At 59.5% G+C, this 25,976-nt stretch carries 22 protein-coding genes; 16 read left to right on the top strand and 6 right to left on the bottom strand.

The features are described 5' to 3' along the window. Positions 1-172 precede the first annotated feature (172 nt). From EKK30_RS17935 to EKK30_RS17925, 3 genes are read left to right on the top strand one after another with little or no spacing between them, the layout of a single operon-like run. Complete coding sequence (locus tag EKK30_RS17935) at positions 173-1,303, top strand: ABC transporter permease (protein ID WP_290987085.1); 1,131 nt, start codon at positions 173-175, stop codon at positions 1,301-1,303. After that, positions 1,300-2,052: an ABC transporter ATP-binding protein gene (locus EKK30_RS17930; RefSeq protein WP_290987082.1), complete on the top strand. Its 753-nt coding sequence runs from the start codon at positions 1,300-1,302 to the stop codon at positions 2,050-2,052. The genes EKK30_RS17935 and EKK30_RS17930 overlap by 4 nt, the downstream gene beginning before the upstream one ends. Further along, the gene (locus EKK30_RS17925) at positions 2,045-3,154 is read left to right on the top strand and encodes an efflux RND transporter periplasmic adaptor subunit (RefSeq protein WP_290987080.1); all 1,110 of its coding nucleotides are present in this window, start codon (positions 2,045-2,047) and stop codon (positions 3,152-3,154) included. The genes EKK30_RS17930 and EKK30_RS17925 overlap by 8 nt, the downstream gene beginning before the upstream one ends. Before the next feature lie 77 nt (positions 3,155-3,231). On the opposite strand, the gene EKK30_RS17920 is transcribed toward EKK30_RS17925, so the two are convergent. The 5 genes from EKK30_RS17920 to bcsS form a co-directional block, all read right to left on the bottom strand. Next, positions 3,232-4,305: a tellurite resistance TerB family protein gene (locus tag EKK30_RS17920; protein WP_290987078.1), complete on the bottom strand. Its 1,074-nt coding sequence runs from the start codon at positions 4,303-4,305 to the stop codon at positions 3,232-3,234. Between the two features lie 90 nt (positions 4,306-4,395). Next, positions 4,396-7,524 (bottom strand): efflux RND transporter permease subunit, encoded by a 3,129-nt coding sequence (locus EKK30_RS17915; protein ID WP_290987076.1) that lies wholly within the window; start codon positions 7,522-7,524, stop codon positions 4,396-4,398. Next, on the bottom strand, positions 7,524-8,738 hold the full coding sequence (locus EKK30_RS17910) for an efflux RND transporter periplasmic adaptor subunit (RefSeq protein WP_290987074.1): 1,215 nt from the start codon (positions 8,736-8,738) through the stop codon (positions 7,524-7,526). The genes EKK30_RS17915 and EKK30_RS17910 overlap by 1 nt, the downstream gene beginning before the upstream one ends. Next, a complete protein-coding gene (locus EKK30_RS17905; RefSeq protein ID WP_290987072.1) occupies positions 8,735-9,397 on the bottom strand; it encodes a TetR/AcrR family transcriptional regulator in 663 nt (220 codons plus the stop codon). Before EKK30_RS17905 ends, EKK30_RS17910 begins: the two co-directional genes overlap by 4 nt. A gap of 763 nt (positions 9,398-10,160) precedes the next feature. Continuing rightward, complete coding sequence (bcsS, locus tag EKK30_RS17900) at positions 10,161-10,958, bottom strand: cellulose biosynthesis protein BcsS (protein WP_290987069.1); 798 nt, start codon at positions 10,956-10,958, stop codon at positions 10,161-10,163. Positions 10,959-11,323: 365 nt separating this feature from the next. Between bcsS and EKK30_RS17895 the strand changes: the two genes are divergently transcribed. Then, positions 11,324-11,746 carry a hypothetical protein gene (locus tag EKK30_RS17895; RefSeq protein ID WP_290987068.1) on the top strand — a complete coding sequence of 141 codons (423 nt, stop codon included), beginning with the start codon at positions 11,324-11,326 and terminating at the stop codon, positions 11,744-11,746. 11 nt (positions 11,747-11,757) lie between these two features. Here EKK30_RS17895 and EKK30_RS17890 read toward each other — a convergent pair whose 3' ends face one another. Further along, complete coding sequence (locus EKK30_RS17890; RefSeq protein WP_290987066.1) at positions 11,758-12,366, bottom strand: invasion associated locus B family protein; 609 nt, start codon at positions 12,364-12,366, stop codon at positions 11,758-11,760. 384 nt (positions 12,367-12,750) lie between these two features. Here EKK30_RS17890 and coxB point away from each other — a divergent pair, with 384 nt between their 5' ends. From coxB to EKK30_RS17830, 12 genes are all read left to right on the top strand, one after another. Beyond that, on the top strand, positions 12,751-13,734 hold the full coding sequence (coxB, locus tag EKK30_RS17885; protein ID WP_290987065.1) for a cytochrome c oxidase subunit II: 984 nt from the start codon (positions 12,751-12,753) through the stop codon (positions 13,732-13,734). 81 nt (positions 13,735-13,815) lie between these two features. Then, positions 13,816-15,441, top strand: coding sequence for a cytochrome c oxidase subunit I (gene ctaD / locus EKK30_RS17880; RefSeq protein ID WP_290987063.1), 1,626 nt, complete (start codon positions 13,816-13,818; stop codon positions 15,439-15,441). A gap of 84 nt (positions 15,442-15,525) precedes the next feature. Continuing rightward, positions 15,526-16,449: a heme o synthase gene (locus EKK30_RS17875; RefSeq protein WP_290987062.1), complete on the top strand. Its 924-nt coding sequence runs from the start codon at positions 15,526-15,528 to the stop codon at positions 16,447-16,449. 6 nt (positions 16,450-16,455) lie between these two features. Then, positions 16,456-16,620, top strand: a complete 165-nt coding sequence (locus EKK30_RS17870) for a protein CoxF (protein WP_290987060.1) — start codon at positions 16,456-16,458, stop codon at positions 16,618-16,620. Next, positions 16,620-17,240, top strand: a complete 621-nt coding sequence (locus tag EKK30_RS17865; protein WP_290987057.1) for a cytochrome c oxidase assembly protein — start codon at positions 16,620-16,622, stop codon at positions 17,238-17,240. The genes EKK30_RS17870 and EKK30_RS17865 overlap by 1 nt, the downstream gene beginning before the upstream one ends. 114 nt (positions 17,241-17,354) lie before the next feature. Further along, positions 17,355-18,293: a cytochrome c oxidase subunit 3 gene (locus EKK30_RS17860; protein WP_290987054.1), complete on the top strand. Its 939-nt coding sequence runs from the start codon at positions 17,355-17,357 to the stop codon at positions 18,291-18,293. A gap of 125 nt (positions 18,294-18,418) precedes the next feature. After that, positions 18,419-18,793, top strand: coding sequence for a DUF983 domain-containing protein (locus tag EKK30_RS17855; RefSeq protein WP_290987052.1), 375 nt, complete (start codon positions 18,419-18,421; stop codon positions 18,791-18,793). A gap of 2 nt (positions 18,794-18,795) precedes the next feature. Next, the gene (locus tag EKK30_RS17850; protein WP_290987050.1) at positions 18,796-19,590 is read left to right on the top strand and encodes an SURF1 family protein; all 795 of its coding nucleotides are present in this window, start codon (positions 18,796-18,798) and stop codon (positions 19,588-19,590) included. Between the two features lie 86 nt (positions 19,591-19,676). After that, complete coding sequence (gene thrC / locus EKK30_RS17845) at positions 19,677-21,080, top strand: threonine synthase (RefSeq protein ID WP_290987049.1); 1,404 nt, start codon at positions 19,677-19,679, stop codon at positions 21,078-21,080. Then, positions 21,077-22,378, top strand: a complete 1,302-nt coding sequence (locus tag EKK30_RS17840; RefSeq protein ID WP_290987048.1) for a pitrilysin family protein — start codon at positions 21,077-21,079, stop codon at positions 22,376-22,378. The genes thrC and EKK30_RS17840 overlap by 4 nt, the downstream gene beginning before the upstream one ends. A gap of 8 nt (positions 22,379-22,386) precedes the next feature. Then, positions 22,387-22,995, top strand: a complete 609-nt coding sequence (locus tag EKK30_RS17835) for a GNAT family protein (RefSeq protein WP_290987046.1) — start codon at positions 22,387-22,389, stop codon at positions 22,993-22,995. Then, positions 22,995-25,976, top strand: a 2,982-nt coding sequence (locus EKK30_RS17830; RefSeq protein WP_290987044.1) for an EAL domain-containing protein, incomplete at its 3' end; no start/stop codon positions are given. The genes EKK30_RS17835 and EKK30_RS17830, both read left to right, overlap by 1 nt.

Raw genomic sequence — 25,976 nt, 5'->3', positions numbered from 1 at the left:
ACTTTCCGACGCGTGCGGAACGTGCCGCGGACAAAAGGGGCGTTTCGCGGTGGTAGCCGCGACACAATAAGGTTATAGGACCCTTCGGAGACGCTCCATTTGTACTGTGCGGGAGCGCCGAGCGCAGGGTCCGTTGGCCCGTTTCGAAAAACTTTGAGAGAACTGCAGCCACATGGTCTTTACTCTTGCGCTTCGAAATCTACTGCACGATCGCGTTCGCCTCGCAGTCACGCTGGTCGGCATTCTTTTCTCGATTGTTTTGGTGGCCGTGCAACTCGGGCTTTATCTTGGTTCGAGCCGGATGATCACTGCGAATATCGCCCGCTCCAACGCCGACCTCATTGTCACGACCTATGGTGCAAAGAGTTTCGAGGACGGCGGCTTGCTGCTCGGAGATCGCGAGCGTCATCAGGCGCTGGCGACCCCAGGCGTCGAAAGTGTCGTTCCGATCGTCGTGGCGTTTGCTGAGTGGCGCAAGCCGTCGGGTGGATCCTCGCGAGTCGTTCTCGTGGGCGCCGACGCCGATGACCAGGGGCTTGTCCCGTGGGCATTGACGAGGGGCACGGTCGAAGACATCAAGGCTCCCGACGCCATCGCTGTCGACCAGACGTATCTCAACGAACTGGGCATTGACGGCCTCGGCGACACTGCTCAGGTAGCCAACGGCCGCGTGAAGATCCGCGCCCTGACCGAAGGCATCCGCTCCTTCACGCAGTCGCCGTACGCTTATACGACCCTCAACCGCGCGCGCCAGCTTCTGGGCGCGGACGATGACAAGTCGACGTTCCTATTGGTGAAGCTGGCGCCGGGCGCCAACATCAGCGAAGTGCAGAAAGACTTGGCGCAGCGCCTCGATTCCGCCGACGTGCTGACGAAAGACGAATTCGAGAGCCGCAGCCTCAAACAATGGCTGTTCCGAACCGGCGCCGGTCTCGCACTGATCGGCGGTGCTATCCTCGGCAGCCTTGTCGGAACCGTTATCGTTGCCCAGACGCTTTATTCCAGTACCAAGGACCACATTCACGAGTTCGCGACCTTGCGCGCACTCGGGTCTTCCAGGGGCTATATTTACAAGGTGATCCTCGCCCAAGCCGCGCTGAGCGCGATCATGGGCTATATCCTTGGAATGGCGATCGCGTTAGTCATACTTTACCTGAGCAGGAATTCATCGTTGCCGTTGGTAATGACGCCCGGTTTGGCATTCTGGCTTTTCGCACTTACTTTATTCATGTGCGCGATCTCGGCGCTTTCGGCCATCGTCAAGGTCACGAAGATAGATCCGGCCACGGTGTTTTCCAGATGACCACGACACCCGTCTTGCGAGCGGAGAATATCGTCAAAGAACTGGGAAGCGGCGCCGGACTGGTTGTCGCCGTCAAGGGCGTGTCTCTTGACCTGGTTCCGGGCGAACTGACTTTGCTGATGGGGCCGTCCGGGTCTGGCAAGACAACGCTGTTGTCGATCCTCGGCTGTATCTTGAAGCCGACCTCGGGCAGCCTGCAAATCGCGGACACTGTGGTCGACAACCTTCCCGCAGAAGAACTCGCGAAGGTCAGACGCGATCACATCGGCTTTATTTTCCAGTCCTACAATTTGTTTCCTACGCTCAGCGCGCTCGAGAACGTACGCATTGCTTTGGACGTCCGCGGCGTAAAAGGCTTTGCAGCTACGAGCCGTGCTGAAGAGGCGTTGCGTGAAGTCGGTCTCGGTCACCGTTTGACCAACTATCCGCGCAACCTGTCCGGTGGTGAGCAGCAACGCGTGGCCGTTGCACGAGCGATCGCAAGTTCTCCCTCCCTGGTGCTCGCGGACGAGCCGACGGCGGCGCTGGATAGCGAAAACGGTCACGCGGTCATGGGGCTTCTGTCCCGCATCGCCAAGGAACAGAATCGCAGCGTGTTAGCTGTGACGCACGATCCGCGGACCTTGGGATACGCCGACCGTGTCGTAAGAATTGAAGACGGCAAGATCGTCGGCGAAGAGCGCCGGCCGGAGGGTATCGATTCCCCCGAAATTACCGACCTTACGAAGAGGCGAAAGCTGCATGCCTAAAAAGATTGATCCTGCGATCTCGGCGATCCTGGTGGCCGGCGCGATAGCGCTCGTGGGAAGTTTCGGCGTCAACACGCTCACGAGTAGTGAGGGGCTTTTCAGCGGCGTGTCGGCCTCGGCCCACGCTGATACTGCGCCCCCCGCTCCGCAATGGGCCGCCTCGGCGACGGCGCGCGTCGAACCAAAGGACGGCGAGGTCCGAATAGCCAGCGAGGTAGGCGGCAAGATCGCGGAGATTCTTGCCAAGACCAACGACGTTGTGAAGGCTGGCGATCTTTTGATCCGGCTCGATGACGGCGATTACTACAACAAGATCTACGCGGCGGCCGCCGAAGAAGGTGTACGCGAACGCGAGCGCGCCGATGAGCCGGTGACCGGCCCGGCACTTGATCGGCGCAATGCTGACGATGCCGTGTTCAAGGCGCAGGAAGCTGTGTTCGGAGCTCATGAAGCCTTCGATAAGGCATACCGGGCATGGAAGACTGCGGCCGGTCCCGAGGATGCGGTTGAGAAAGCTCGGAAAGATCTGGCCGACAAGCAGACCGCGCTGGCCGCCGCCAAGGATAAGCTGGCACAGGTCGAGAAGCTTCCGGGCATGCCGCTTGAGCAGCGTCTGGAATCCTCCCTCGCCCTTGCCCGTTCCGATTTGACGTCTTCCGAGCTTGCTCTCGAGCGCACACGCATTCGCGCGCCTGCTGATGGCACCGTGCTGAACGTTCTCGCACGCGTCGGCGAAACGGCCGTTCCATCTCCGGACAGCGCCGTGGTGGTGTTCGGCGACATGTCGAGTTTGCGGCTACGTGCCGAAGTCGAAGAACGAGACGCGGCAAAGGTTCACGTCGGCCAGCGCGTCGTCGTAAAAGCCGATGCGTTCCCCGATAAGACCTTCGAGGGCACGGTTACGTCCATCTCACAATCGCTCGGAGCACCTCGCATCGCATCGCGCGGTCCCCGCCGGCCTAACGACGTTGAGGTGGTCGAGGTCATGATTGCTTTGGACGGTCGCCCGCCGCTGTTTACCGGCATGCGCGTTGACACGTTCTTCAAGCTCGATAATCAGGCGGCCAACAACGTCACGACCTCAACTGCCAAAACCAACTGATTTTCGACCTACCTATTCGACAAAAAAGGGCGGCAGCATTGCTGGCGCCCTTTTCTTTTCGAGCTTCGTCGAATTCGTCACGCAGCCGCGGCCGCCGTCGCATCGATGTGAGCCGCGAGCTTGGGATCGAGCCGCAGTGCCTCGGCAAGTGCCGCTAGAAACTCCTTCTCTGCCGGAGAATTGTCTGCCACCGCAATCCGCGCCGCTGTGTAGAGCTGGACGGCTTCTTGCGGACTGGTCACAGACTGCCCGAGCTCCCTTACCGAGATCGGGCTATTGAGTTCCTTGGCGACGAAAGCTTCTGCTTCACTGTCGAAGCCTGTCTGTTTCAAGCTGCCGATAATCTTTTCACGCTCGTCGGGGTCGATACGTCCGTCCGCATGCGCGGCTGCGATCATTGCCTGGATATAGCGAACGGCTGACTCGTTGCTGACCGCGGATGGCTCGAAGCCGGAACCGGCAGGCGGCGGTTCCGCGGATGCAGCGCCCGTGACGAGCGGCCGGCCGGCTTGATAGTTCTGTAGCGCTTTGTAGGCCAATCCTCCGATCATGGCCAACGCGCCGACCCGCGCTGCGCTCGCTGCCAGTGACCGGCCCGTCCGCGTACCGAGGACCAAGCCCCCCAGCCCACCTGCCGCGGCTCCCGCGGTATATGGATTGTTTTGGACAAAGTCCTTGAGCTTCGCGATCACCTCGGCGGCTTGCGGATCAGCGGCGAGCCGGCCGAGCGCGTCGGACGCGCCGGTCGCTTCACCCACTCGGGCTGAACCTTCTTTCACGCCCTGTGTCGCCTGCGAGAACATCTTGCCGAGAATGTCGCTGATGCTGCCGCCGTCCGTGACCGCGCCTCCGGCTTCGCCGAGTTTGTTCTTGATCTGCGCCAGCACGTCTCCGAGGTCGGCGCCGGACTGAGCTTGGGGCTGACCTGCGCCACCTGCCGGCGCTTGCTGCTGAGAGAGGCTCTTGCTGATTTGGCTCAGGATATCGCCGAACCCGCCAGAACTTGAGGATTGTGATCCAGCGCCGCCGGCGTTTTTCAATATGCCGTTCAGCACGTCGGCGAGATTGCCACCTGTTTGCGGTGCGCCCGGGCCGCCCGAAGGCGAAGCTCCGCGCACGATATTTTCCAGGATAGACTTGGCGTCGAACATGGCGGGGGTCCTTTTGTTGCGGCCAATGGCCTGCAACTTAGGCATGCGATGCCACCCGCACAATCGGACGCCGCAAGAATCTTGGCGCCTTTATTCTGCCGCGACCGGTAAGGGCCGAGATGAATGTTCACCCGCTTGGGTGGAGTTACTTTCCGCGTCAGGCTCGTCCGTGGGACCAACGAACCGGCCAAATATCCGCTGCATCAAGTTCCCCACATCGTCCATCACGGTAAAGAAGGACGGCACGAAGACGAGTGAAAGCAGCGTCGAAACCAGGAGGCCGCCGATAACCGCAATTGCCATCGGCGCGCGAAACTCGCCGCCGTCGCCTAATGCGAACGCGCTGGGAAGCATACCCGCCGCCATTGCCAAGGTGGTCATGATGATGGGTCGGGCGCGTTTGCGCCCTGCATCGATGATCGCGGTGGCGCGATCAACGCCCGCCGCGATCTTCTCGATCGCAAAATCCACGAGCATGATCGCGTTCTTCGTCACGATGCCCATGAGCATCAAGAGTCCGATGTAAACGGGCATACTGATAGGGTTGTTTGTGATGAGCAGACTTATCGCGACGCCGCCGAACGAGAGCGGTAGAGAAAGCAGGATCGTCACCGGCTGGAAGACGCTACCGAAGAGAAGCACGAGGAGGCCGAACACGATGAGGATGCCCGTGCCCATCGCCGTGATAAATCCGTCCGCGACCTCATCTTGCACTTCCGCATCGCCGGAAGGCTGAAGCGTCACGGACTTGGGCAAGTTCTGATCTTCTATGACCTTGAGAAACCGCTCGCGCGCAACGCTCAATGGCATGCCTCGGTCGAGATCGACGCCAACAACAGCCCGGCGCAACCGGTCAAACCGTTCGATGGATGCCGGCCCGCGACCGAGCGAAACCTCCGCAACGGCTGTCAACGGAATCGCCTTGCCTTGAGCGTTGGTCAAACGCAGCTGTTCGATCTTTTTCAGATCGCTTCGCATGTTTTCTTCAAGCTGCACGCGGATCGGAACTTGCCGGTCGCCAATCGTATATTTCGCAAGGTTGAATCCGGCGTCTCCAATGGTGGCAACCCGAATGGCTTCCGCGATCTGATCCGGCGCTATTCCAAGCCGGGCCGCAACATCGAGCCGCGGGACGACGCGAATTTCGGGACGGTCGGTGGAACCTGACGCGGCCACGTTGCGAAACCCCGGCACGCCGCGCAAAGCGCCTTCGACCTTGCCGATGGCGGCATTGAGATCGTCGCCGTCCCTCGACAGCATCGAAAACGAAAGCTCGCGCTCGCCGCGCTCGTTGACGTACCACGCGCGCGCATCCGGGATATCGCCGATCTTTGCAGCAATGATCGACTTCAGCTGCTTCTGCGTGAGCTTTCTCTGATCCTTCGGAACGAGTTCAACGTAGAGAGACGCCCGGCGAACTTCCAGCTGCCCCGTCGGGCTCGTACCGCCCAGGACGAAAACCTTTTCGACTTCTGGAATGCTCTTCAGGCTTTTTGCTACTTCGTCGGTCTTATCCAGAGTTTCCGCCAGCTGAGTGCCGGGCGGCAATTCTACCGCCACGACCACGCGCGATGTATCCTCATCCGGAAGGAAGCCAGTAGGCAGAAGCGTCGTGGCATAAACGGACGCCGAAAAGAGCGCGACGCCTGTGACGAGCGTCAGATAGCGATGGCGCAGGGTCATACGCAGGAAGCGCGTATAGAAGCGCATGATCACGCCATCCGGGTGATCCTCTTCTGGGATAGGTCGCAACAGATAGGCAGCCATCATCGGAGTGATGAGTCGGGCTACCAGAAGCGACACAAGCACGGCGACGGCAACCGTCAGTCCGAACTGGCGGAAGTATTGACCCGCAATGCCGCCCATGAACGAGACAGGCGCAAAAATCGCGACAATCGTTAGCGTGATGGCGATAACGGCAAGACCGATCTCGTCCGCAGCTTCAAGCGCGGCACGATACGGCGATTTCCCCATGTGCATATGGCGCACGATGTTCTCGATTTCGACGATCGCGTCGTCGACCAAAATGCCGGTCGCCAACGTGATGCCGAGAAGGCTGACGAGATTGAGCGAGAAGCCAAGTGCGCTCATCGCCCAGAACGTCGGTACCGCGGCGAGAGGCAGCGCGATCGCCGCGATCATTGTCGCTCGCCAGTTCCTTAGAAAGACAAGCACCACAAGAACAGCGAGCGCGGCACCCTCCAGCAGGGTCTCCATAGCCGCCACGTAGTTGCCGCGTGTGTAGGCAACCGCGTCATCGATCTTCGTCAGGTGGACATCGGGATGCTGGGCCTCGAGCTCCTTGAGGGACCGATTGACGGCATCCGAGACGGACAGCTCGCTCGAACCTTTGGTGCGAAACACGGAGAATGACACAACAGGTTTTTCGTCGAGGCGAGCGAACGAGCGTTGCTCGCTGGCGTCGTCAACAACCCGTCCAAGATCGCGCAGCCGAACTTCGCGGCCGCCGGCGAGAATGATTTTAGCGTCTGCCAGCGCATCAACTTGTCTGGCGCCCGCGAGCGTGCGGATTGCTTGTTCCTGGCTGCCCACCTCGCCGCGGCCGGACCCAAGATCGACGTTGGTCGCGCGAACTTGCGCATTCACCTGCGCCGCCGTGATCCCATAAGCCAGAAGCTTGTCTGGATCGAGGTTGACGCGAATTTCGCGATCCACGCCACCATAGCGCTCGACGCGGCCGACGCCCTTCGTCGCCTGGAGCTTGCGCTTGATGACGTCGTCCACGAACCACGACAGCTCTTCCAGCGTCATCGCCGGCGAAGTGGCTGCGAACGAGAGGATGGCTTGGCCTTCGACGTCGATCCGCTCGATGATCGGTTCATCGATGGTACGTGGAAGGTTGGCCCGCACCTCGGCGACGGCATCTCGCACGTCATTCAAGGCGCGGTCCGTATCGGTCCCGAGACGGAACTCCAGGATCGTCGTTGATAGGCCATCGGTGAGCGTGGAGGTGATGTGCTTGACGCCGATCAGGTTGGCGACAGAATCCTCCACCACCTTCGTAACCTGCGTCTCAAGTTCCGCGGGAGCGGCCCCGGATTGGGTGACCTTGATCGAGACGATCGGGACATCGATGTTTGGGAAGCGCGTCACTGGAAGCGACTTGAAGCTCAGCGTTCCGAGCAGCATCAACACCGCGAACAGCACGATCGCAGGAACTGGACGGCGGATGGACCATGCCGAGATGTTGATGCGCATCACTTGACCTCGCTGAGGCGCGGCTCGGGCAGCACTGGGCGTACGACGTCGCCATCACGCAGAAAGGTCCCTGCGCGCGTGACCACGAGATCGCCCTCGGAGACACCGTCCTTGATCTCTATGAGATCGTTCGTGACGAGACCGACCTTTACAACCCGTCTGTGCACTTTGTTGTCACTCACGACTTGGACTGATGCCAGGTCATGGTCGAATGCAACCGCCGACGAAGGAACCGCAAGACCGCGACTTGAGGCGGTCTCGATGCGGCCGCGCGCGTAAGACCCGATGCGCAGGACGGGATTGATACCGAGAAAGATCTTCACCCGGCCGAGGCGCGCCGTTTTGTCGACCTCTGGCGAAACTAGCCGAACTTTTCCCTCGAAGTCGCCGACCTGTGGCACGGTCACGATTGCTTTTTGACCTACGCGAACATTTTTCATTTCGGTTTCGACGATCTCGGCGTCGAGCTCGATCTCGCCTTTCTCAATGATGCGGAACATCGGCTCGCCATTTGCCGCAGCCATCGCTCCAATACGCGCGGTCCGCCTGCTGATGACGCCATCCTCGGGCGACGTAACGTCGGTATTGCTTCGCCGCCATTGCAGTTCGCGACGTTGCGCTTCGACTTGCGCTTTCTCGGCGTTCGCCGCCTTGAGGCCATCTCGCGCGGCAAGCAGCTGCGCCTGGGTCGTGCGCGCCGCACTCTCACGCTGATCGTACATAGAGCCGGAAAGATACCCGGATTGTTTGAGCGGAACGGCCCGGTCCAGTTGCGCGGCGGCCTCCTTCGCCTGGGCTTCGGCTTGAACGATCTGGCTCTCTGCCTGAGCGATCGCAGCGGTTGAGCGCGCGAGGTTGGCGTCGTTCTGCGCGAGCTGCGCATCAAGCTGCTCTGCCACGAGGCGAGCGAGAACCTGGCCCTTCTTCACTTTGTCGCCTTCGTCGGCAAGAAGCTCCAGAACGCGCAAGCCATCGACCTCCGGCGAAACGAGAATTTCTTCCCGTGGGACGAGCGAGCCGGAAACGGCAGCGGTTTCGACGAAATTCTCCGTGGTGACCTTCATCACGGTCACCGCGGGCGCCGCTATCGGCTTGGCCTCCTCGAGGCGCGCAGCTTGGATCTCAGCGGTATGCCTCTTCTCGAGGTATAAATAAGCGCCGCCCGAAACGGCACCGACGGCAAGCACACCGAACAGGAAAGTCTTGAAGTTCATTGGCGAGCCTCCCGAATAGGGCTCTTCAACTTCGATTGCGCCTTCGTCTCGCGCTTGGGCGATGGCTTCTGCGGATTGAGAAGGCCGCTGACGAGATTGACGACGATGGGCAGAACAGCCGCAATGTCGGCATCGGGATCGATCGCGCGGCGCCAGAACATGCCGTCGCCGAAAACATTGAACACCTTGACCAACGTGGGAATGTCGACGATCGGCGCGATGCGCCCCTCCGCTTCCAATCGAAGGAACAGCGCTTCGAAGCTATCGTTGCAAAAGCGATCGACGCTCATGAAGATTTCTGCGATGCGCGGATTGCGCGTCGATTCGATCCCCATTTCCACCGCGAAGCGCTGCTTCTCCGCGGGCTCGTCTACGAAATAGTGTTGTCCAAGCTGACCTAACGCCTCGAGGAAATCTGGTGCTTGCGCCAGCGCTGCAAACCGTTCCGCGAATTCCGCGCGATCCCGTTCGCACAACCCAGCGATCAAAGCTTCCTTGCTGTCGAAGTAGACATAGAGAGCGCCGGGTGAGACGCCGGCCTCCTGGCAGATCATCTGCATCGTCGTCGCGTGGAATCCGCCGCGCGTAAAGCACGTGAGCGCCGCATCAAGGATGTTTTCCCGTCGGGCGCGCTGTGTGTCTGGACGAAGCTTCGGCATGCGGTCCGAGGTTCCATAAAAACGAATGAGCGTTCTGTTTGGGCTCGGATTGCGGTGCAGTCAAGGCGAATGATTGTTCGTTTTGGAAATTTTTCACGCTCAGCTGGCGGTTGCGCCTCGGCACGTCGAGCGCCATCGCACGAGCGGAAATTACAATAGGATCAGCTGGTTCAAAGAATGTCTAAAGAGGAGCGGTAGGTCCCGCAGCCCACCGCTCCTCTCTTAACCGCCCGAGCCTTGGGGCCGGGCGGATTCCGCGCTCGATCATGGCCAGAGGGCTATCAGCAACTCAGCAAATTGCACCAACTCGGCTCAACTAGACGTGACAGAGCTTGGTCTCCGAGCTTGAGATTTCAAGAAGGCGAAGCGGAATCTTTTCCGCCTCCGTGAGCACTACGGTCGACAAGGCGTTCCTGTGAATGTGCAAACGGTGCCATTCGGGCCGGAAAGACAACGCTCTTCGGTGTTCTCCGCACGCGCCCAGTTGGCGTAGTCGGGACCGAGAGAAGGTATAGCCCTCACTTTCGCCCGCCAGTTCGCGCGGGTCTTCGCTTTCGCGGTCCATTCAAATCGGGATTCTTCACCGCGGGTACTGACGGGCGACGGCGCGCATGTGTCGGCTCGCGGGCCGGTGGCTATGAGCAAATTCGCAACATAGACGAAGCAAGTCGCGCCTGAGACCTTGAGCATGATGTTCCACAATAATGACCGGGAAGCGAGCAGACGCATGCGGCCAGGCCCTGACCAAGCACAGCGACCACGCTCAATACTGAAATAGAACATTGAGCGTGCCGTACGCAGAGGGATCTTTTGGTTCCCAATCATCGACCCACCATGCAGCTCCGCCTGCGGCAGAGATTTCCCCGCCCTGCCATTCGTAACGAGCAAAGAGTCCGCTTCGCCCGTTCCACGCGCCATCACCGCTCTCGATGTTCTTGTCATAGCGCAGTTCTGGGCCGACCGACAGGGAAGGCGTTATTCTCCACCCCGCGCGCCACCGCGACGCCGATTCATTCCTGGCCGTCGAGTAGCTGAGATCTAATGAGGTCCAGGATTGATCGTTCAGCGTAAGCCATAGCTCAAGCGCGCCTTTGACCCCGAATTCTGTTCCGTCGTCATCGTGCGAAGCATCTTGGCCGTTGAGATGATGATTGGTCGTCATCGCAGCGCCGGCGAACGCCTTCGCGGTCAACTGTCCAAGCTGCAGATAATATCCGAGAAGCGCTTCGGCATAGGAGTGCGAAACCCTGAAATGCCGCGTTCGCCGGTCTGTTTCAGTACAGATGTCATTTTGAGTGGCGTCTCCGCAATTCGTGTGCGGACCGATCGCGTCGTAGCCGTATTGGCCATAACCACCGCCGAACCGAAGCCGCCAGCCGTCACTGTAGATATCGCGACTGAACGGCGCGATCGTAGCGCCCGAATAAAACAGCCACTGATCGCGAGCAGCGTCCACGCCGCCGGAAACTTCGCGCCAACCATAGGTTGATGGACGTCCGCCAATTTCGTCAGACGCGGCAGACGTCGAGGTGATGGCGGCGACCACGGCGAAAGGGGCCATCCACCAAAAAACGCCTGTTCGTCGACGAGGCCCCCAACGCATGCGAACACTACTAAAGTATTAGACTGGACGCACATAACGCCGCGGTCTCCGTTTTCGTCAAGAAGAACAAAAGGGAACGATCAGAAGATCTCAAGTAAGTGGCTGCGCGCGTGCCATCGCCTTCGCCGCCGAACCAGACAGTTGACCGTTCGCAAAACGCGGACGTGATGGATGTGTTACGCAGCCCCACACATCTGTGAACTGCGGGTGCAGTCGAGCCGTGGTACTAACGAACAATATGGCGCTGGCATTTGTGTCTGAGCGCCCAAAAATAAGCGAACTCTCGAATTAGTCCGCCATTGCTCAGAGTTGGGAGGACAGAAATGGAAGAAACGGTTGAGGTATCCGACAGGAATACTTCCCTATACTATTCAGCGTTCCAGTATATGTTCGAAGCTGCTGACATGACGTCATGCTTGTGGCAGCCGACCCTGAAAGCAATTGGCAGAACACAGCTTGAACTCGCAGGATTGCAGGCGAAGCAGACCCGCGCGGTTGTTCAATGGGCCTATCAATGGATGCGCCCGACCACTCCGAACGACTTCCTGAATGCCAACGCGCTGCTTTGGTCGACGATGATCCAGCAATATGCCGAGGTGGCTCCCCGCATGGCTGCGGTCGTGGAAACCGCGGCTGAATCGGCGACAAATCCTGAGGTGCTTCAGCTACCCAAGAAGCCTGCGCGAGATACTCTGATCCTGCTCGATCGCGGTGAGGTTGCACCGCTTGAACGCTGGGTTGCCTGACGGCGCTTTGCTTATTTCAGCTCGTCAAGCGCCTCGGCGAACCCCTTGAGCGAAATCGGAATGCCGATTCCCGCCTCCTCGGTTTGGAAGATGATGAAGATCGCCGTTTTGCCGGTCTTCAGCTGTTGAATGAGCGAGTCTTCGACGACGACCTGAGCATAACAGGCAAAGCTGTGGCAGCGTAGAAAGGGAGCATGGCCTACGTCTTTGTCATCGATCTTCAGGCCAAGGCCTGGCGGGAGCAGCACGCCGAGCGGCGCGAAGACCCGAAGAACGCGGGTGCCGTTCGAGAATTTCTGGAAATAGACCGTTAGGCCGATGTTGTTCTTGTCTTCGGCAGTAACGCTCTGAACGAGCGCGCAGACGCCATTCTTGGCGCCCGGTGGCGGCTCTTTGCACACGACCTGCCAATCGCCGTGCTGGGCTTTGACAGTCCCCTCCGGCGCGTCCACCGCATGCGCACCTCCCGCGAGAGACACCATCAGACCGAGATGTGCAACTGCGAACAGTGCCAACACCAGCGCACGCGACACGATTGGCCAATTGCGGGGGAAAACCGCCTCCAACAGCCGCGTCAGGATGAGGGATCCGCTCGGGAACCCGCTATTTTGCAGCGACAAGCCAGTGTCCTTGTTTCGCGGGCGGCGCCCAGTTGTCGGAAAGGGTGACGGGAAAGCCTGCGCTACCTCGACTAGGATTTCGGCCGAATTCTGTCGTCGCCGGAGGTGAGAGCGGCTCGACCAAAGTCGTTGATTCGCTGACGTCGCGCACGAATTTCGCGAATAAATGACGCAGAAAAGTTGACTTGAGACGCTTGAGCGGATTGTGCTTTTTATCAACCCGCCTTAACAAAACGATGAGGCATACGGTCCGAGCACGTTCGGATCGTTCCCGGTTTCGAGGCCGGGCAATAACGAAACGGGGATTGTTCGCTCGCCGGCGGACAAATCAAGGGAGGCTGTCGCGTCAGGCAAGATCTGGTGCGACGAACTGGGAGCGAAGGAATGTCGAAGAGGATGTTTGGCGCGGTTGCCGTTATGGCGGCCGCGTGTTTGGCGATTGCTCTCGGTGGCGTAACACCGGCGCTCGCAGGGCTAGGCCAGCCCTCGCAGGGGCAGCTGGGTTTGCAGCTCTCCGCAACGCCTTTGATGGATGAGATCAGCCGCCTCTTCGATTTGGTCAACATCATCATTACGGTCATCGTGCTTTTCGTGCTCGTGTTGATGGTCTGGGTGATGTTCCGCTTCAATGAGAAGAGCAATCCGACCCCTTCGCGCACGACCCACCATACGTTGCTGGAAGTTGCTTGGACGATCGTGCCGATCCTGATCCTGGTGGCGATCGCCCTTCCCTCCTTCCACCTGCTGTTCAATCAGTACACCTTCCCGAAGGCTGATGTGACCATCAAGGCGATCGGCGACGCCTGGTTCTGGGAGCACGAGTACGTCGATGATAAGGTGACGGTCACCTCGAACATCATCAACGACGAGGATTTGCTGCGCGCTAAGTTGGGCGAGGAAGCTTTCGATAAAAAGTATGGCGCTCTCGAGGGTGCCGAGCTTCACAACGCGCTCTATACCGACTCTCTTCCCCTCTGGAAGGAGGACAAGAAGATCCGCCGACTGTCGGTCGATCGCGAAATCGCGGTTCCTGTTAACAAGAACGTTGTGGTTCTCGTCACATCCAACGACGTCATCCACCAATGGGCTGTGCCGTCGTTCGGGGCCAAGCAGCAGGCCGTTCCAGGCCGCACGGCAGCCGTGTGGTTCAAGCCTACCAAAATCGGCTCTTTCTTTGGTCAGTGCATGGTCTTATGCGGTAAGCTGCATTCTGCGATGCCGATCGTTGTCCGCGTCGTCGAGCAGCCTGTGTATGATGTATGGATGGGCGCTCTGAAGGCTAAGGACGGAAAGAAGGCGCAGGAAATTCTCGACGCCGACACCGCAAGCCAAGCCGTCATTGAGCAGTCGGTAGCGCAGGCGCAGTAAATCACGGCGCCTGCTGCCTCACGCAGTAAAAGCGACAAAAAAAGAACATCGGAAAAACTACCGGGACAAGGGCTTTACGATATGGGAAGCACGGCACATGTAGCGGGGGACGACCACGATCACGCCCCGCCATTCTTCAAGCGCTGGTTCTTTTCGACCAACCACAAGGACATCGGAACTCTTTATCTGCTGTTCGCGATTTTCGCGGGCTGTGTCGGCGCCTTCCTCTCGCTGATGATGCGGCTTGAGCTCCGTGAGCCGGGTCTGCAGTATTTCGCGAACGAAGGCGTCTACAACGTATTCGTCACCGCGCACGGCCTGATCATGGTGTTCTTCATGGTTATGCCCGCGATGGTCGGCGGCTTCGGCAACTGGTTCGTGCCTCTAATGATCGGTGCGCCGGATATGGCGTTCCCACGCATGAACAACATCTCGTTCTGGCTTCTGCCGATCGCGTTCACGCTTCTGATCATCTCGCTGTTCGTGCCCGGTACGGCTGACGCGAATGGTGTGGGCACGGGCTGGATCGTTGTCGCCCCGCTATCGAGTAAGATTGGCCATCCAGGGCCTGCCGTCGATTTCGCCATCCTCTCACTGCACATCGCGGGCGCATCCTCGATCCTTGGCGCGATCAACTTCATCACGACCATTTTCAACATGCGCGCTCCGGGCATGACGCTGCATAAGATGCCGCTTTTCGCCTGGTCAGTTTTGGTGACGGCGTTCCTTCTTCTTCTGTCGCTTCCGGTTCTTGCCGGCGCCATCACGATGTTGCTGACGGACCGCAACTTCGGCACCACCTTCTATGATCCGGCCGGTGGCGGTGATCCGCTGCTCTACGCCCATCTGTTCTGGTTCTTCGGTCACCCGGAAGTGTACATTCTGATCCTGCCGGGCTTCGGCATGATCAGCCACATCGTGTCGACCTTCTCGCGCAAGCCCATCTTCGGCTATCTTGGGATGGCCTACGCTATGGTCGCCATTGGTCTCGTCGGCTTCGTCGTCTGGGCGCACCACATGTACACGGCGGGTCTTAGCGTCGATACGCAGGCCTACTTCATGTTCGCGACGATGGTCATCGCGGTGCCCACCGGCATCAAGATCTTCTCGTGGATCGCGACGATGTGGGGTGGTTCGATCCAGTTCCGCACGCCGATGATCTGGGCCTTGGGCTTCATCTTCCTGTTCACGATCGGCGGCGTCACCGGCGTCATGTGTTCGAACGCCGGCATCGATCGCGAGCTGCACAACACCTACTACGTCGTGGCTCACTTCCACTACGTGCTGTCACTCGGCGCCGTGTTCTCCATTTTCGCGGGCTGGTACTACTGGTTCCCGAAGATGTCCGGCTACATGTACAGTGAGTTCCTGGGCAAGCTGCACTTCTGGCTGACCTTCATCGGCGCCAACGTGCTGTTCTTCCCGCAGCACTTCCTCGGTCTTGCCGGCATGCCGCGCCATTACGCCGATTATCCGGAGGCTTTCACCTACTGGAACCGTGTTTCGACGATCGGGTCGTACATCACGACGGCCGGCTTGCTCGTGTTCCTCTTCGGAATGTTCTACGCCTACTTCATCCGTAAGGAGAAGGCTGCGAGCAATCCTTGGGGCGTGGGTGCAACGACCCTCGAGTGGACGCTGCCGTCACCGCCAGCTTTCCATTCCTATGAGACGCTGCCGCGCATCGCCTCGACGGATCATCACTGATCGGCAATGCCCTACTGCGGACCGAGCCTTTTCGGTCCGCAGCTTCCACAACAATAAAATCAAATACAAACCGGCATCGGGCACATGAGCATCCAGAGTGAAATCAGCGAAAGCGACCTGACGTTCGAACCGAGCGTCGGCGATTTCATTCAGCTCATGAAGCCGCGGGTGATGACGCTTGTCGTCTTCACCGCGCTCGCAGCCATGTTCGCTGCTCCGGGGCCCATCAATCCTATCCTCGGAACGATCGCGATCATCACGATCGCCATTGGCGCAGGCGCCTCCGGTGCGCTCAACATGTGGTACGACGCTGACATTGACGCCCGTATGGCACGGACGGCAGCCCGCCCGCTTCCGCGCGGTCGGGTTACCGGTGAAGAAGCCCTCAGCTTCGGCGGGGTTCTCGCTGTTTGTTCCGTGCTGACCCTCGGCGTGTTGGTCAATTGGACGGCCGGCGTCCTTCTTGCCATTACGATCGCCTTCTATCTTTTCGTCTACACGATGTGGCTCAAGCGGCGAACGCCCTACAACATCGTCATCGGCGGCGCCGCCGGTGCGTTCCCTCCGATGATCGGCTGGGCGGCGGTGACTGGCGATGTCAGCTTGGACAGCCTGTTGCTCTTCCTCATTATCTTCATGTGGACGCCACCGCATTTCTGGGCGCTGTCTCTGTATCGCTGCCGCGACTACGAACGCGTCGGCGTCCCGATGCTACCGGTCGTCTCTGGTCTCAAGGAGACGCGGCGCCAGATCCTCATTTATTCTGTGCTGCTCGTACCGCTCGCTGTGGCGCCCTATTTCGTTGGCCTTGGTGGCGTGACCTACCTCATTTGCTCGGCAGTCTTGGGGGCAGCTTTCCTCGCCCTCGCCGTGCGCGTCTACATTACGACCGAAGGACGGGAAGCTGATACGGCTGCGCGGCAGCTCTTCTGGTTTTCGATCCTTTATCTCTATTTGCTGTTCGCGGTCCTTCTGGGCGAAGCCGTTATCAGCCGAATTCTTGCGTGAGGCAGCGTGACGGAAGAACCTAGACATCCAGAGCGCATCGATCATCGCGCCGAGCGGATCCGGCGGCGGCGGTCGATTGCCATCGGTTTGGCGCTGGGCTTCATGGTCATCGCATTCTACATCGCCACGTTTGTACGGCTTGGCGGTAACGTCGTGAACGGCATGGGCTGATGGATAAGGATCGCACCGTGCAACCCGACGAGGCCAGACGATCGCAATCCTCTCGCAACAACCGGCGCGCGGTTTTTGCGTGCCTCTTCGGTCTCGGCGTGATGACGGCGATCACCGCAGCGTCTCCGACCCTCTACACGATGTTCTGCAAGGCCACAGGCTACGGCGGAACCACGCAGCGAGCGAGCGCCGCGTCGCATAAGGTTCTTGATCGGACGATCACGGTCCGTTTCGACTCCAACGTGGCGCAAGGCCTGCCTTGGACATTCGAGCCTGATGTCACCAAGATGGACGTCAAGATCGGCGAGACGGGCCTGGCGTTTTTTAGAGCTACGAACAATTCGGATAAGTCCGTAACGGGCCACGCGTCGTTCAATGTGACGCCGGAAGTGTTCGGCGCCTACTTCAATAAGATTCAGTGCTTCTGCTTCACCGAGCAGACGCTCAAACCGCACCAGACGGTGGAAATGCCTGTGACGTTTTTCATCGATCCCAAGATGGTCGATGATCAGGATACCGCGCCGCTGACCGAGGTTACATTGTCTTACATCTTCTACCCGGTAGACCGGCCGGCCGCGACCGCGGACGTGACCGATAAGCCGGCGAAGAGCGGGGGCTGAAATTAATAGGAAGATGGTTCAAACACCGAATGGAAGGCGTGGCAGACGCGGCTAGCACCGATAAGCCGAGCTGGAAATCAAGCAAGAACGGGCCTGAAGGGGACGGAGACGGAAATGGCGGATACGCACGCAAAGCACCATGACTATCACCTTTTGAATCCGAGTCCCTGGCCCCTGGCGGCGTCATTGTCGGCGCTTATCATGGCGGTCGGCGCCATCGTCTGGATGCGCACGCATGTCGACGGCTTGGGCGTACTTGGAATGAAGGGCCCCTGGCTCTTCGCCATCGGCGCAACGGCCGTCGTAGCAACCGCTTGGGCCTGGTGGATCGACGTCATCCGCGAAGCAAACCAGGGCTATCAGACCCCGGTCGTCCAGCTTCATCTCCGCTATGGCATGATCCTCTTCATCGCGTCGGAAGTGATGTTTTTCGTCGCTTGGTTCTGGGCCTACTTCGACTTCGCCCTGTTCCCCGCCGGCGTCCACGATTTGATGAACAACGCGGCATCGGTGGTTGGCACGACGACGCGCGATCAGGTGTTCGGTGGTAAGTGGCCTCCGGTGCCCGTCGAAGCGACCGACGCTACGATCCCGGGCTTCTTCAAACACACCTTCAATCCTTGGGGGCTGCCGCTCGTCAACACGCTGATCCTGTTGACGTCCGGCTGCACGGTGACCTGGGCGCATCACGCGCTTCTGAAGAACGACCGTCGTGGCCTCGTTATCGGCCTCGTGCTGACGGTGCTTCTCGGCATGACATTCACGTTCTGCCAGGCACTTGAGTACAGCCACGCCGGCTTCAGCTTCGCTGGGCACTCTTACGGATCGACGTTCTTCATGGCGACCGGCTTCCACGGCGCGCACGTGATGATCGGCACGATCTTCCTCTTGGTCTGCCTTGTGCGCGCAATGCGCGGTGCGTTCACGCCACAGCAGCACTTCGGCTTCGAAGCTGCCGCCTGGTACTGGCACTTCGTCGACGTCGTCTGGTTGTTCCTTTTCGCTTGCATCTACGTGTGGGGCGCAGGTCCGATCGTTCCGGGCGCAGAGTGACGCGCAGGTGCGCAACGATGATTTACGCAAGGGGCGGCCTAGAGCCGCCTCTTGCTGTTTGACCATCACGACTTTTGAAGTTTTCTAGACCGCCGTCGCTGGCGCCACATGAGATCGAGATCGCCTTGCAGTCATCAGCTCAAACCGTCTCGCCGCTCATTGCCGGACTTCGGTGCCGATGCCCGCGCTGCGGTCAGGGAAAGCTCTTCGTCAACGTGCTCAATATGCGCGATCGATGCGACGCCTGCGGCCTCGATTACAAGTTCGTCGATACCGGTGACGGACCGGCAGTGTTCGCCATCTTCATTCTAGGCTTTCTCTGCATCGGTGGCGCTCTGGTCGCGGAATTCGAGTTCGGCGTGCCATGGTGGGTGCACGTGATGCTTTGGGGCATTCTCACCCCGCTTCTTGCGGTTTTTCTCTTGCGTTTCCTGAAGGCGCTGCTGATCGCTCTGCAGTACAAGAACAAGGCTGAGGAAGCCCGTCTCTCCAAGGAGTAATCATGTTTGCGCGCTGGCGCGCCGCCGGGCTCATCTTCCCAGGGCTCATGACGATTGCCCTGCTGCCGGTCCTGATTGCTCTCGGCAATTGGCAGTGGCACCGCAAGGAGTGGAAAGAGGGCCTCATCGCCCGGATTGAAACGCGCCGAAATGCCGAGCCGGTGTCCTACCCCGCCGTTCTGTCCGAGTACGTCAAATCAGGTGACGTAGAATACACCCACATGCGCGTCACGGGCACCTTCGACTACGGCCGCGAACGGCACGTTTACGATCCAAAGGACACGTCCCAGGGGTGGGATATTTACACCCTCCTGATACCGCAAGGCGGTCTGCCGCCGATATTTGTCAATCGCGGTTGGGTCCCTGACGCGCTGAAGGACCCGTCCAAGCGGACAGAGGGGCAGGTGCCCGGGGTGGTGACGGTCACGGGATTGGTCCGGCTGCCGCCTCAGAAGACCTGGTTCTTGCCCGAGAACGATTTCGCCGGAAATCGGCTGTATTGGCGCGACCTGGACGCCATGCAGTGGGGACCTCAAGGGCCACCTTCCGAACTCCAGTTCAACGCTGAAAAGGGCCAGGCTTTCGCGCCTTTCTCGCTTGACGCTGACGCCTCACCCCCCAACCCCGGGGGCTGGCCGAAGGGCGGGACTACGGAAATCAATTTGCCCAATAACCATCTTCAGTACGTTGTAACATGGTATGGGCTTGCGTTGACCCTGATTGGCGTTTTCGTCGTCTTCGCTCGACAGCGGTTAGCGGCCTTGAGGGATGGCGAAACTCCATCCGTTGACGAGTAATTGGACGATACTCCCTGCGTTGGTATTAGTTTCGTCAGAACAACTTGAGGGCCCGCCATGCTCGGGCTTTAGGATCGAGAACGAATTTGAACTACATCTCAACGCGTGGCGAAGCCGAAAGACATGGATTTGAGGATGTTGTGCTCGCGGGGCTGGCGCGGGACGGCGGCCTCTACGTCCCCGACATCTGGCCCGTTCTCTCGCCAGAGACGATCGCTTCGTTTTCGACGAAATCGTTCGCCGAAATCGCCGTCGACGTCATCCACCCTTTCACGGGCGATGAAATTTCGCGCGCAGAGCTCGCGCGAATGGCGAGCGATGCCTACGCCGTATTCAACACGCCCGAGGTCACACCGCTCAAGACGCTGAAGCCGGGACTGACGATCCTCGAGCTTTTCCACGGTCCGACGCTCGCATTCAAGGACGTGGCGATGCAATTGCTCGCCCGTTTGATGGATCACGTACTCACCAAGAGAGGCCGACGGGCGACGATAGTCGGCGCGACGTCCGGCGACACGGGCGGAGCTGCGATCGAAGCTTTCCGCACCTCGAAGCGAGTGGACGTCTTCATCCTGTATCCGGAAGGCAGAGTGTCCGATGTGCAGCGGAAGATGATGACGACGCCGGCCGAGAAGAACGTCCACGCCCTCGCGATCCGAGGCACCTTTGACGATTGCCAGGCGCTGGTCAAAGGGATGTTCAACGACCATGGCTTTCGCGATCGCGTCGAACTATCGGGCGTCAATTCGATCAATTGGGCGCGCATCGTCGCGCAAGTGACATACTATTTCTATGCCGTATCCCGGCTTGGCGTCGCCGCATCGAAACAGTTGTCTTTCGCCGTTCCGACCGGAAACTTCGGCGACATCTTCGCAGGCTACGTCGCCAAGCGCATGGGGCTTCCGGTCCACAAGCTCATCATCGCATCGAATGAAAACGATATTTTGCCTCGCGCCGTATCGACCGGCGTGTACGCCATGCGCGACGTTATCGCGACGTCGTCTCCATCCATGGACATTCAAATTTCATCGAACTTCGAACGCTATCTGTTCGAAGCGTCCGGCCGCGATGCAGGTCGCGTCTGCGACTTGATGGGGGCACTCGCCACCAAGGGGTCTTTTGAACTGGGTGACCTCACGCAGGTCCTCCAAAAGGATTTTGCAGCTGTCTGCGCCACCGAACCGGACGTAGCCGATTGCATTCGATCCACCGAGGAGCGATACGGCTATCAACTCGATCCCCATACCGCCTGCGCATTCGTCGCCGCTGAACAGGTGGCAGACGAGCATACCGTCGTCCTTTCTACCGCCCATCCGGCGAAATTCCCGGACGCCATCGAAGCGATCACCAATAAGCGTCCTCCTCTGCCGCCAGGGTTCGAGCACCTGATGACGGATAACGAGCGTTTCGATGTGCTACCCAACAGCCTCGCCGCGGTTGAAGAGTTCGTCCTTCATCACACTCGCGCTGCTTCGGGGGTGTCGCGATGACGACGGAGATCACGACTCTTCGGAATGGGATCCGCGTCGTTACCCAGCACATCCCGCGTCTCGAAACGGTATCGCTCGGCGTCTGGGTGGCGGTAGGCGCGCGTCATGAACGCGATGACCAGCACGGTCTCGCTCACTTTCTCGAGCACATGGCGTTCAAGGGCACAAAGGAGCGCTCCGCCCGTCAGATTGCCGACGAAATCGAAAGCGTCGGCGGCGACCTCAACGCTTCGACCGGCTTGGATACCACCGCCTATTTCGCTCGCGTTTTGAAAGGCGATGATCAGGTTGCTTTGGAACTCATCGCCGACATCCTACTGAATTCGAAGTTTGCCGCCGACGATATCGAGCGCGAGCGGGTAGTCATTCAGCAAGAGATTGCCGCCTCGGATGACAACCCGGACGACATGGCTTTCGATCTCATGCAGGGTGTCGCATTTCCAGGCCAGTCTCTTGGCCGCCCCATCCTAGGTACCAAGGCGAGCGTTGGAAGCTTTCAGGCGGCCGACTTCAAGTGGTACCTCGATCAGCACTATCTCCCTGATGCAATTGTCGTTTCCGCTGCGGGCGCAGTACACCATCAATCCATAGTTCGCCACGTTGAGGCCCTATTCGGTGGGCTCACTCATCGTGAACGGGGAAGTGAATCGGCTGCGTATTACCGGGGAGGCTTTGCCGGTTCGAACAAGCCCTTTGAGCAAAGTCATTTACTCATCGGGTTTCCGGGACCGTCCTATCTTGAACCGGATTTCTACACTGCGCAGGTCTTTTCGGGATTGTTTGGCGGCGGAATGTCGTCGCGGCTGTTTCAAGAGATCAGAGAAGAACGAGGCCTTTGTTACTCGATCGACTCTTCCATCTGGGGATTAAGGGACACTGGAATGCTGTCGGTCCATGCAGCCACATCCCCGGAACTTGTCGACGAACTGGCCGAGGTCGTTGCAGCGCAATTGACTGAAATCGCAGAAGCGGGGCCGACCGAGCCAGAACTGCAACGCTCCAAGGCGCAGCTGAAGGCCGGGCTCCTGATGGCCCTCGAAAGCTCTGCAGCAAATGCCGAGCAAATGGCCCGTCAGCTTCTCACCCATGACCGCCTCATTCCCATCGCCGAGTTGATCGAACAGGTCGACGCTGTCGACGCCGCAAGGATCAAAGCGTTTGCACGACAGTTGACCACGGAGGCGCCCTCGGTCGCGGTCATTGGCTCAGGCCGCAAGTCCTCGGCACAAGCCTCGCGCATAGCCTCGCGGTTCGCGCCGATTGAAGCCCCGGTCGCCGTTGGCAAGGCAGCGAGGTAAGCGGCGGTATGGCATTTCTCCGCTCAATCCGTCCCGACGAGGATTTCGAGGTCGTAAGCGGTCGCGCGCTGACTTTACGCCAGCCTGTGGTCGCGGATTACACCGCCTGGGCTGAACTCCGAGCGCTGAGTCGCGCCCATCTGACGCCGTGGGAGCCGACGTGGTCGCCGGACGATTTATCCCGCACCATGTACCGCCGCCGCCTGAGAGCCTATGCCAAAGATATCCACAACGATGTCTCTTACCCCTACTTCATCTTCGAGAACGCCACTGGGGCACTGATTGGCGGAATTACCCTCTCGAACGTGCGGCGTGGATCGGCGCAGACGGCGTCTTTAGGCTATTGGATGGGTGCACCCTATGCTGGCCGTGGGCACATGCGGGAGGCTGTCGGTATGCTTCTGCCAATGGCCTTCAACGCCCTGCGGCTCCACCGCATCGAGGCCGCCACGATGTTGAACAACTTCGCTTCTATGCGGGTACTCGAGACCGTCGGGTTCGAGCGCGAAGGCATGGCCCGGGGATACCTGAAGATCAACGGCCGATGGGAGGACCACATCCTCTACGCGTGCTTGGCCGAGGGGCTGGCCGCAGTGAGGTTGGAACAGGGGGGCTGATGGCAGCCTGGGGGAAGGGCAGGGGGACGCGAACACGAGCCTGGCTAGGGCTTGTGGGTATCGTCGCGGCTTGCCTCGTGTCACTCGCGGGCCGTGCCGAGGCGTTGACGCCGATCCCCGTTGGCGCTGACCAAGAACGCATTGAAATCACCACCCTTGGCGAAGCCTATGAAGGCCGAGGCGACAGCTTGCAGGTTGAGACCGCGGCCGGATCGGATGGCGTCTCTGGCCGTATGACAGTTCGGGCCTCTGTTCCCGGCACCAGCCCGAATTGGATGGTCTTCGCGCTAACCAACAAGACGGACAAATCGCTCGAACGCCTTTTAACGGCCGATCGCTATACGATTGTGGGGTCCGGCACCGTCTGGCCCGACTTGGACGCGCGCCGCATCGAAAGCGTGACGCCTTCCGTGGGGTTCGTTCCGGAACGCATTAAGAGCGATAAGGCAGACGTTTTCCGCATCACGCTGGAGCCCGGGCAGACGATTACGTATGTGGCCGAGCTGGCTGGCGATCGCTATGCGCGCATGTACCTATGGCAGCCGATCGACTACGAAATTAAAAGTCGCGACCGCCAGCTCTTCAATGGCGCGATGCTTGGGTTGACAGGCCTGCTTGCGATTTTTTTGACGTCCATTTTCGCGGCAAACCACAAGCTCATTTTTCCTGCTGCGGCCCTCGTCGCCTGGACGGTGCTGAACTATCTCTGCGTAGATTTCGGCTTCTTCCATAAACTTTTCAATTTGCGGCCCGAGGACAACGCGGTCTATCGCGCCGCGGGCGAAGCTGCCATGGCGTCGAGCTTCGTCATCTTCCTTTCGACATTCCTGCGGCTGGGCCTTTGGCACGGCATCGTTCGCATGATGATCGGCGTTTGGATCGTTGCGCAGCTGACGTTGATCGCCGTGGCCGTCATCGACCCGCGTCTCGCAGCGACGTTCGCGCGCCTGTCTTTTCTGGCGATCGGTAGCGTGGGTGGGCTGTTTATCGTGTTCCTGGCGTTCAAGGGCCAGGATCGTGCTTTGTCACTGGTGCCCACGTGGCTGCTGTTTCTCGTCTGGGTATTCGCGACCGGCATGACGCTTACCGGCCGCATGTCGGGCGACGTCGTGGTTGCAAGTCTCGTTGCGGGCTTGGTCCTCGTAGTCATCCTGATGGGTTTCACCGTCACCCAGTTCGCGTTCCGATCCGCCGACGCGGTTTATTCCGGCGCCCCGAACGAGCTGCAAAGCCGATCACTTGCTCTTGCCGCTTCCGGATCGACAATTTGGGAATGGAACATCCGCCGCGACGAGATCAAGGTCGGATCCGAAGTCGAGATGGCGCTTTCGTTGATGCCGGGTGAGTTGTCGTCGAAGGTCGAGGACTTCCTCAAGCATGTCCACCCAACGGATAAGGAACGCTTCCGGGTAACGCTGATGTCGGCGCAGGAGCGCTCCGGCATTCGCATCAAGAGCGATTTCCGCTTGCGGCATTCCGATAACAGCTGGCGTTGGTTCGAGCTGGAAGCCGCAAGCGTCCCGAATGCCGATGGCCGGACCCTTCGCTGCGTCGGACTGATGCGCGACGTGTCGGACTCGAAGCGTGCACACGAGCGTCTGCTGCACGACGCCGTCCATTGCCGCCTGACCGGTCTTCCCAATCGCGAACTCTTCATCGACCGCCTGAAGAATGTTGTCGTTCGGGCCAAGTCCGACAACACCGTGAAGCCCGCTGTCATCTTCATCGACCTTGATAAGTTCAAGAGCGTGAATGCTTCCTTCGGGCTCGTCCGTGGCGACAGCCTATTGTTGACGGTCGCGCGTCGCCTCCAGCGCCATCTTGGCCCACAGGATACCGTTGCCCGCGTAGGCGGCGACCAGTTTGCAATGCTATTCACTGGAGAGCGAGAAGCCCGCAACCTGCCGGCCCTTGCCGAGCGCGTACGCCGGTCGCTCCGTGCGCCGATCCCGCTCGCCAATCAGGAAGTGATTTTGACGGGCTCGATGGGAGTCGCGGTCTGGGAAGGAACCCAAGCCGCCGATAGCGATCTCCTGAAGGATGCAGAACTCGCGATGTATCGGGCCAAGCAGAGCGGTTCCGATCGCATTGAAGTCTTCGATCCGTCGATGCGGCGTGATCGTGAAGCTGACGAACAGATTGAAGCGGATCTCGCGCGCGCGATCGAGAAGAACCACCTTAAGGTCTTATACCAACCGATCGTCTACCTCCCGACCAAGGAACTCGCCGGTTTCGAGGCGCAGCTGCGCTGGGAGCATCCAAATCTTGGTCTCATAAATCCGCTGGCCCAACTGGGCGAAACCGCCGACACCGAGCTGCTGATCAAGCTCTGCTCTTATCTCTTGGTAAAAGCTGCCAAGGACGTCGCTCGGTGGGCTTTGGAGCTTCCCCGCTCAGAGCGACCCATCTTTGTCTCCGTCAACGTCTCGGGCCGACAGTTCTTCCGTCCGGAATCCGTTCAGGAAGTGCGCCACGTTCTTGGCCGCAATATTGCTCCGCAAGGCACGATGCGCTTGGAAATTTCCGAGAGCTTGCTGATGGATAATCCCGAACAGGCGGTCGAGGTTTTGAAGGTCCTCAGCGGGTCGGGCGTCGAACTGACCCTTGACGATTTTGGCACCGGCTTTTCATCCCTCGCCTATCTGCACCGGTTTCCATTCGATACGATCAAGATCAATGGTGGACTTGTGCGCGGTTGCGGGACCGGAAGCGGCGCCGCGATCATGCGCTCCATGGTGGCGCTCGCCCACGAGCTTTCGATGACCATTACGGCCGAAGGGGTCGAACGAGCTGATGAAGCCGTTTTTCTGCGTTCTATCGGTTGCGAATACGCGCAGGGCTATCACTTCGGCGAGCCCATTCCCGAACGTGCCGTCTCGCAGCTTCTGAAAATGGTTCGCCGGTCCGAGCGCAAGCTTCAGCCGCGCGGCTTTTTCCGGCCAAAACCCAAGTCAATTTCGAAGGACCCAAAGAAGCCCGCA

Source organism: Hyphomicrobium sp. (assembly GCF_003987855.1).
In the GTDB taxonomy this organism is placed as follows: domain Bacteria; phylum Pseudomonadota; class Alphaproteobacteria; order Rhizobiales; family Hyphomicrobiaceae; genus Hyphomicrobium_B.
Note: the sequence above shows the minus strand (reverse complement) of the source record. Positions and strands in the feature narration are given on the sequence as shown.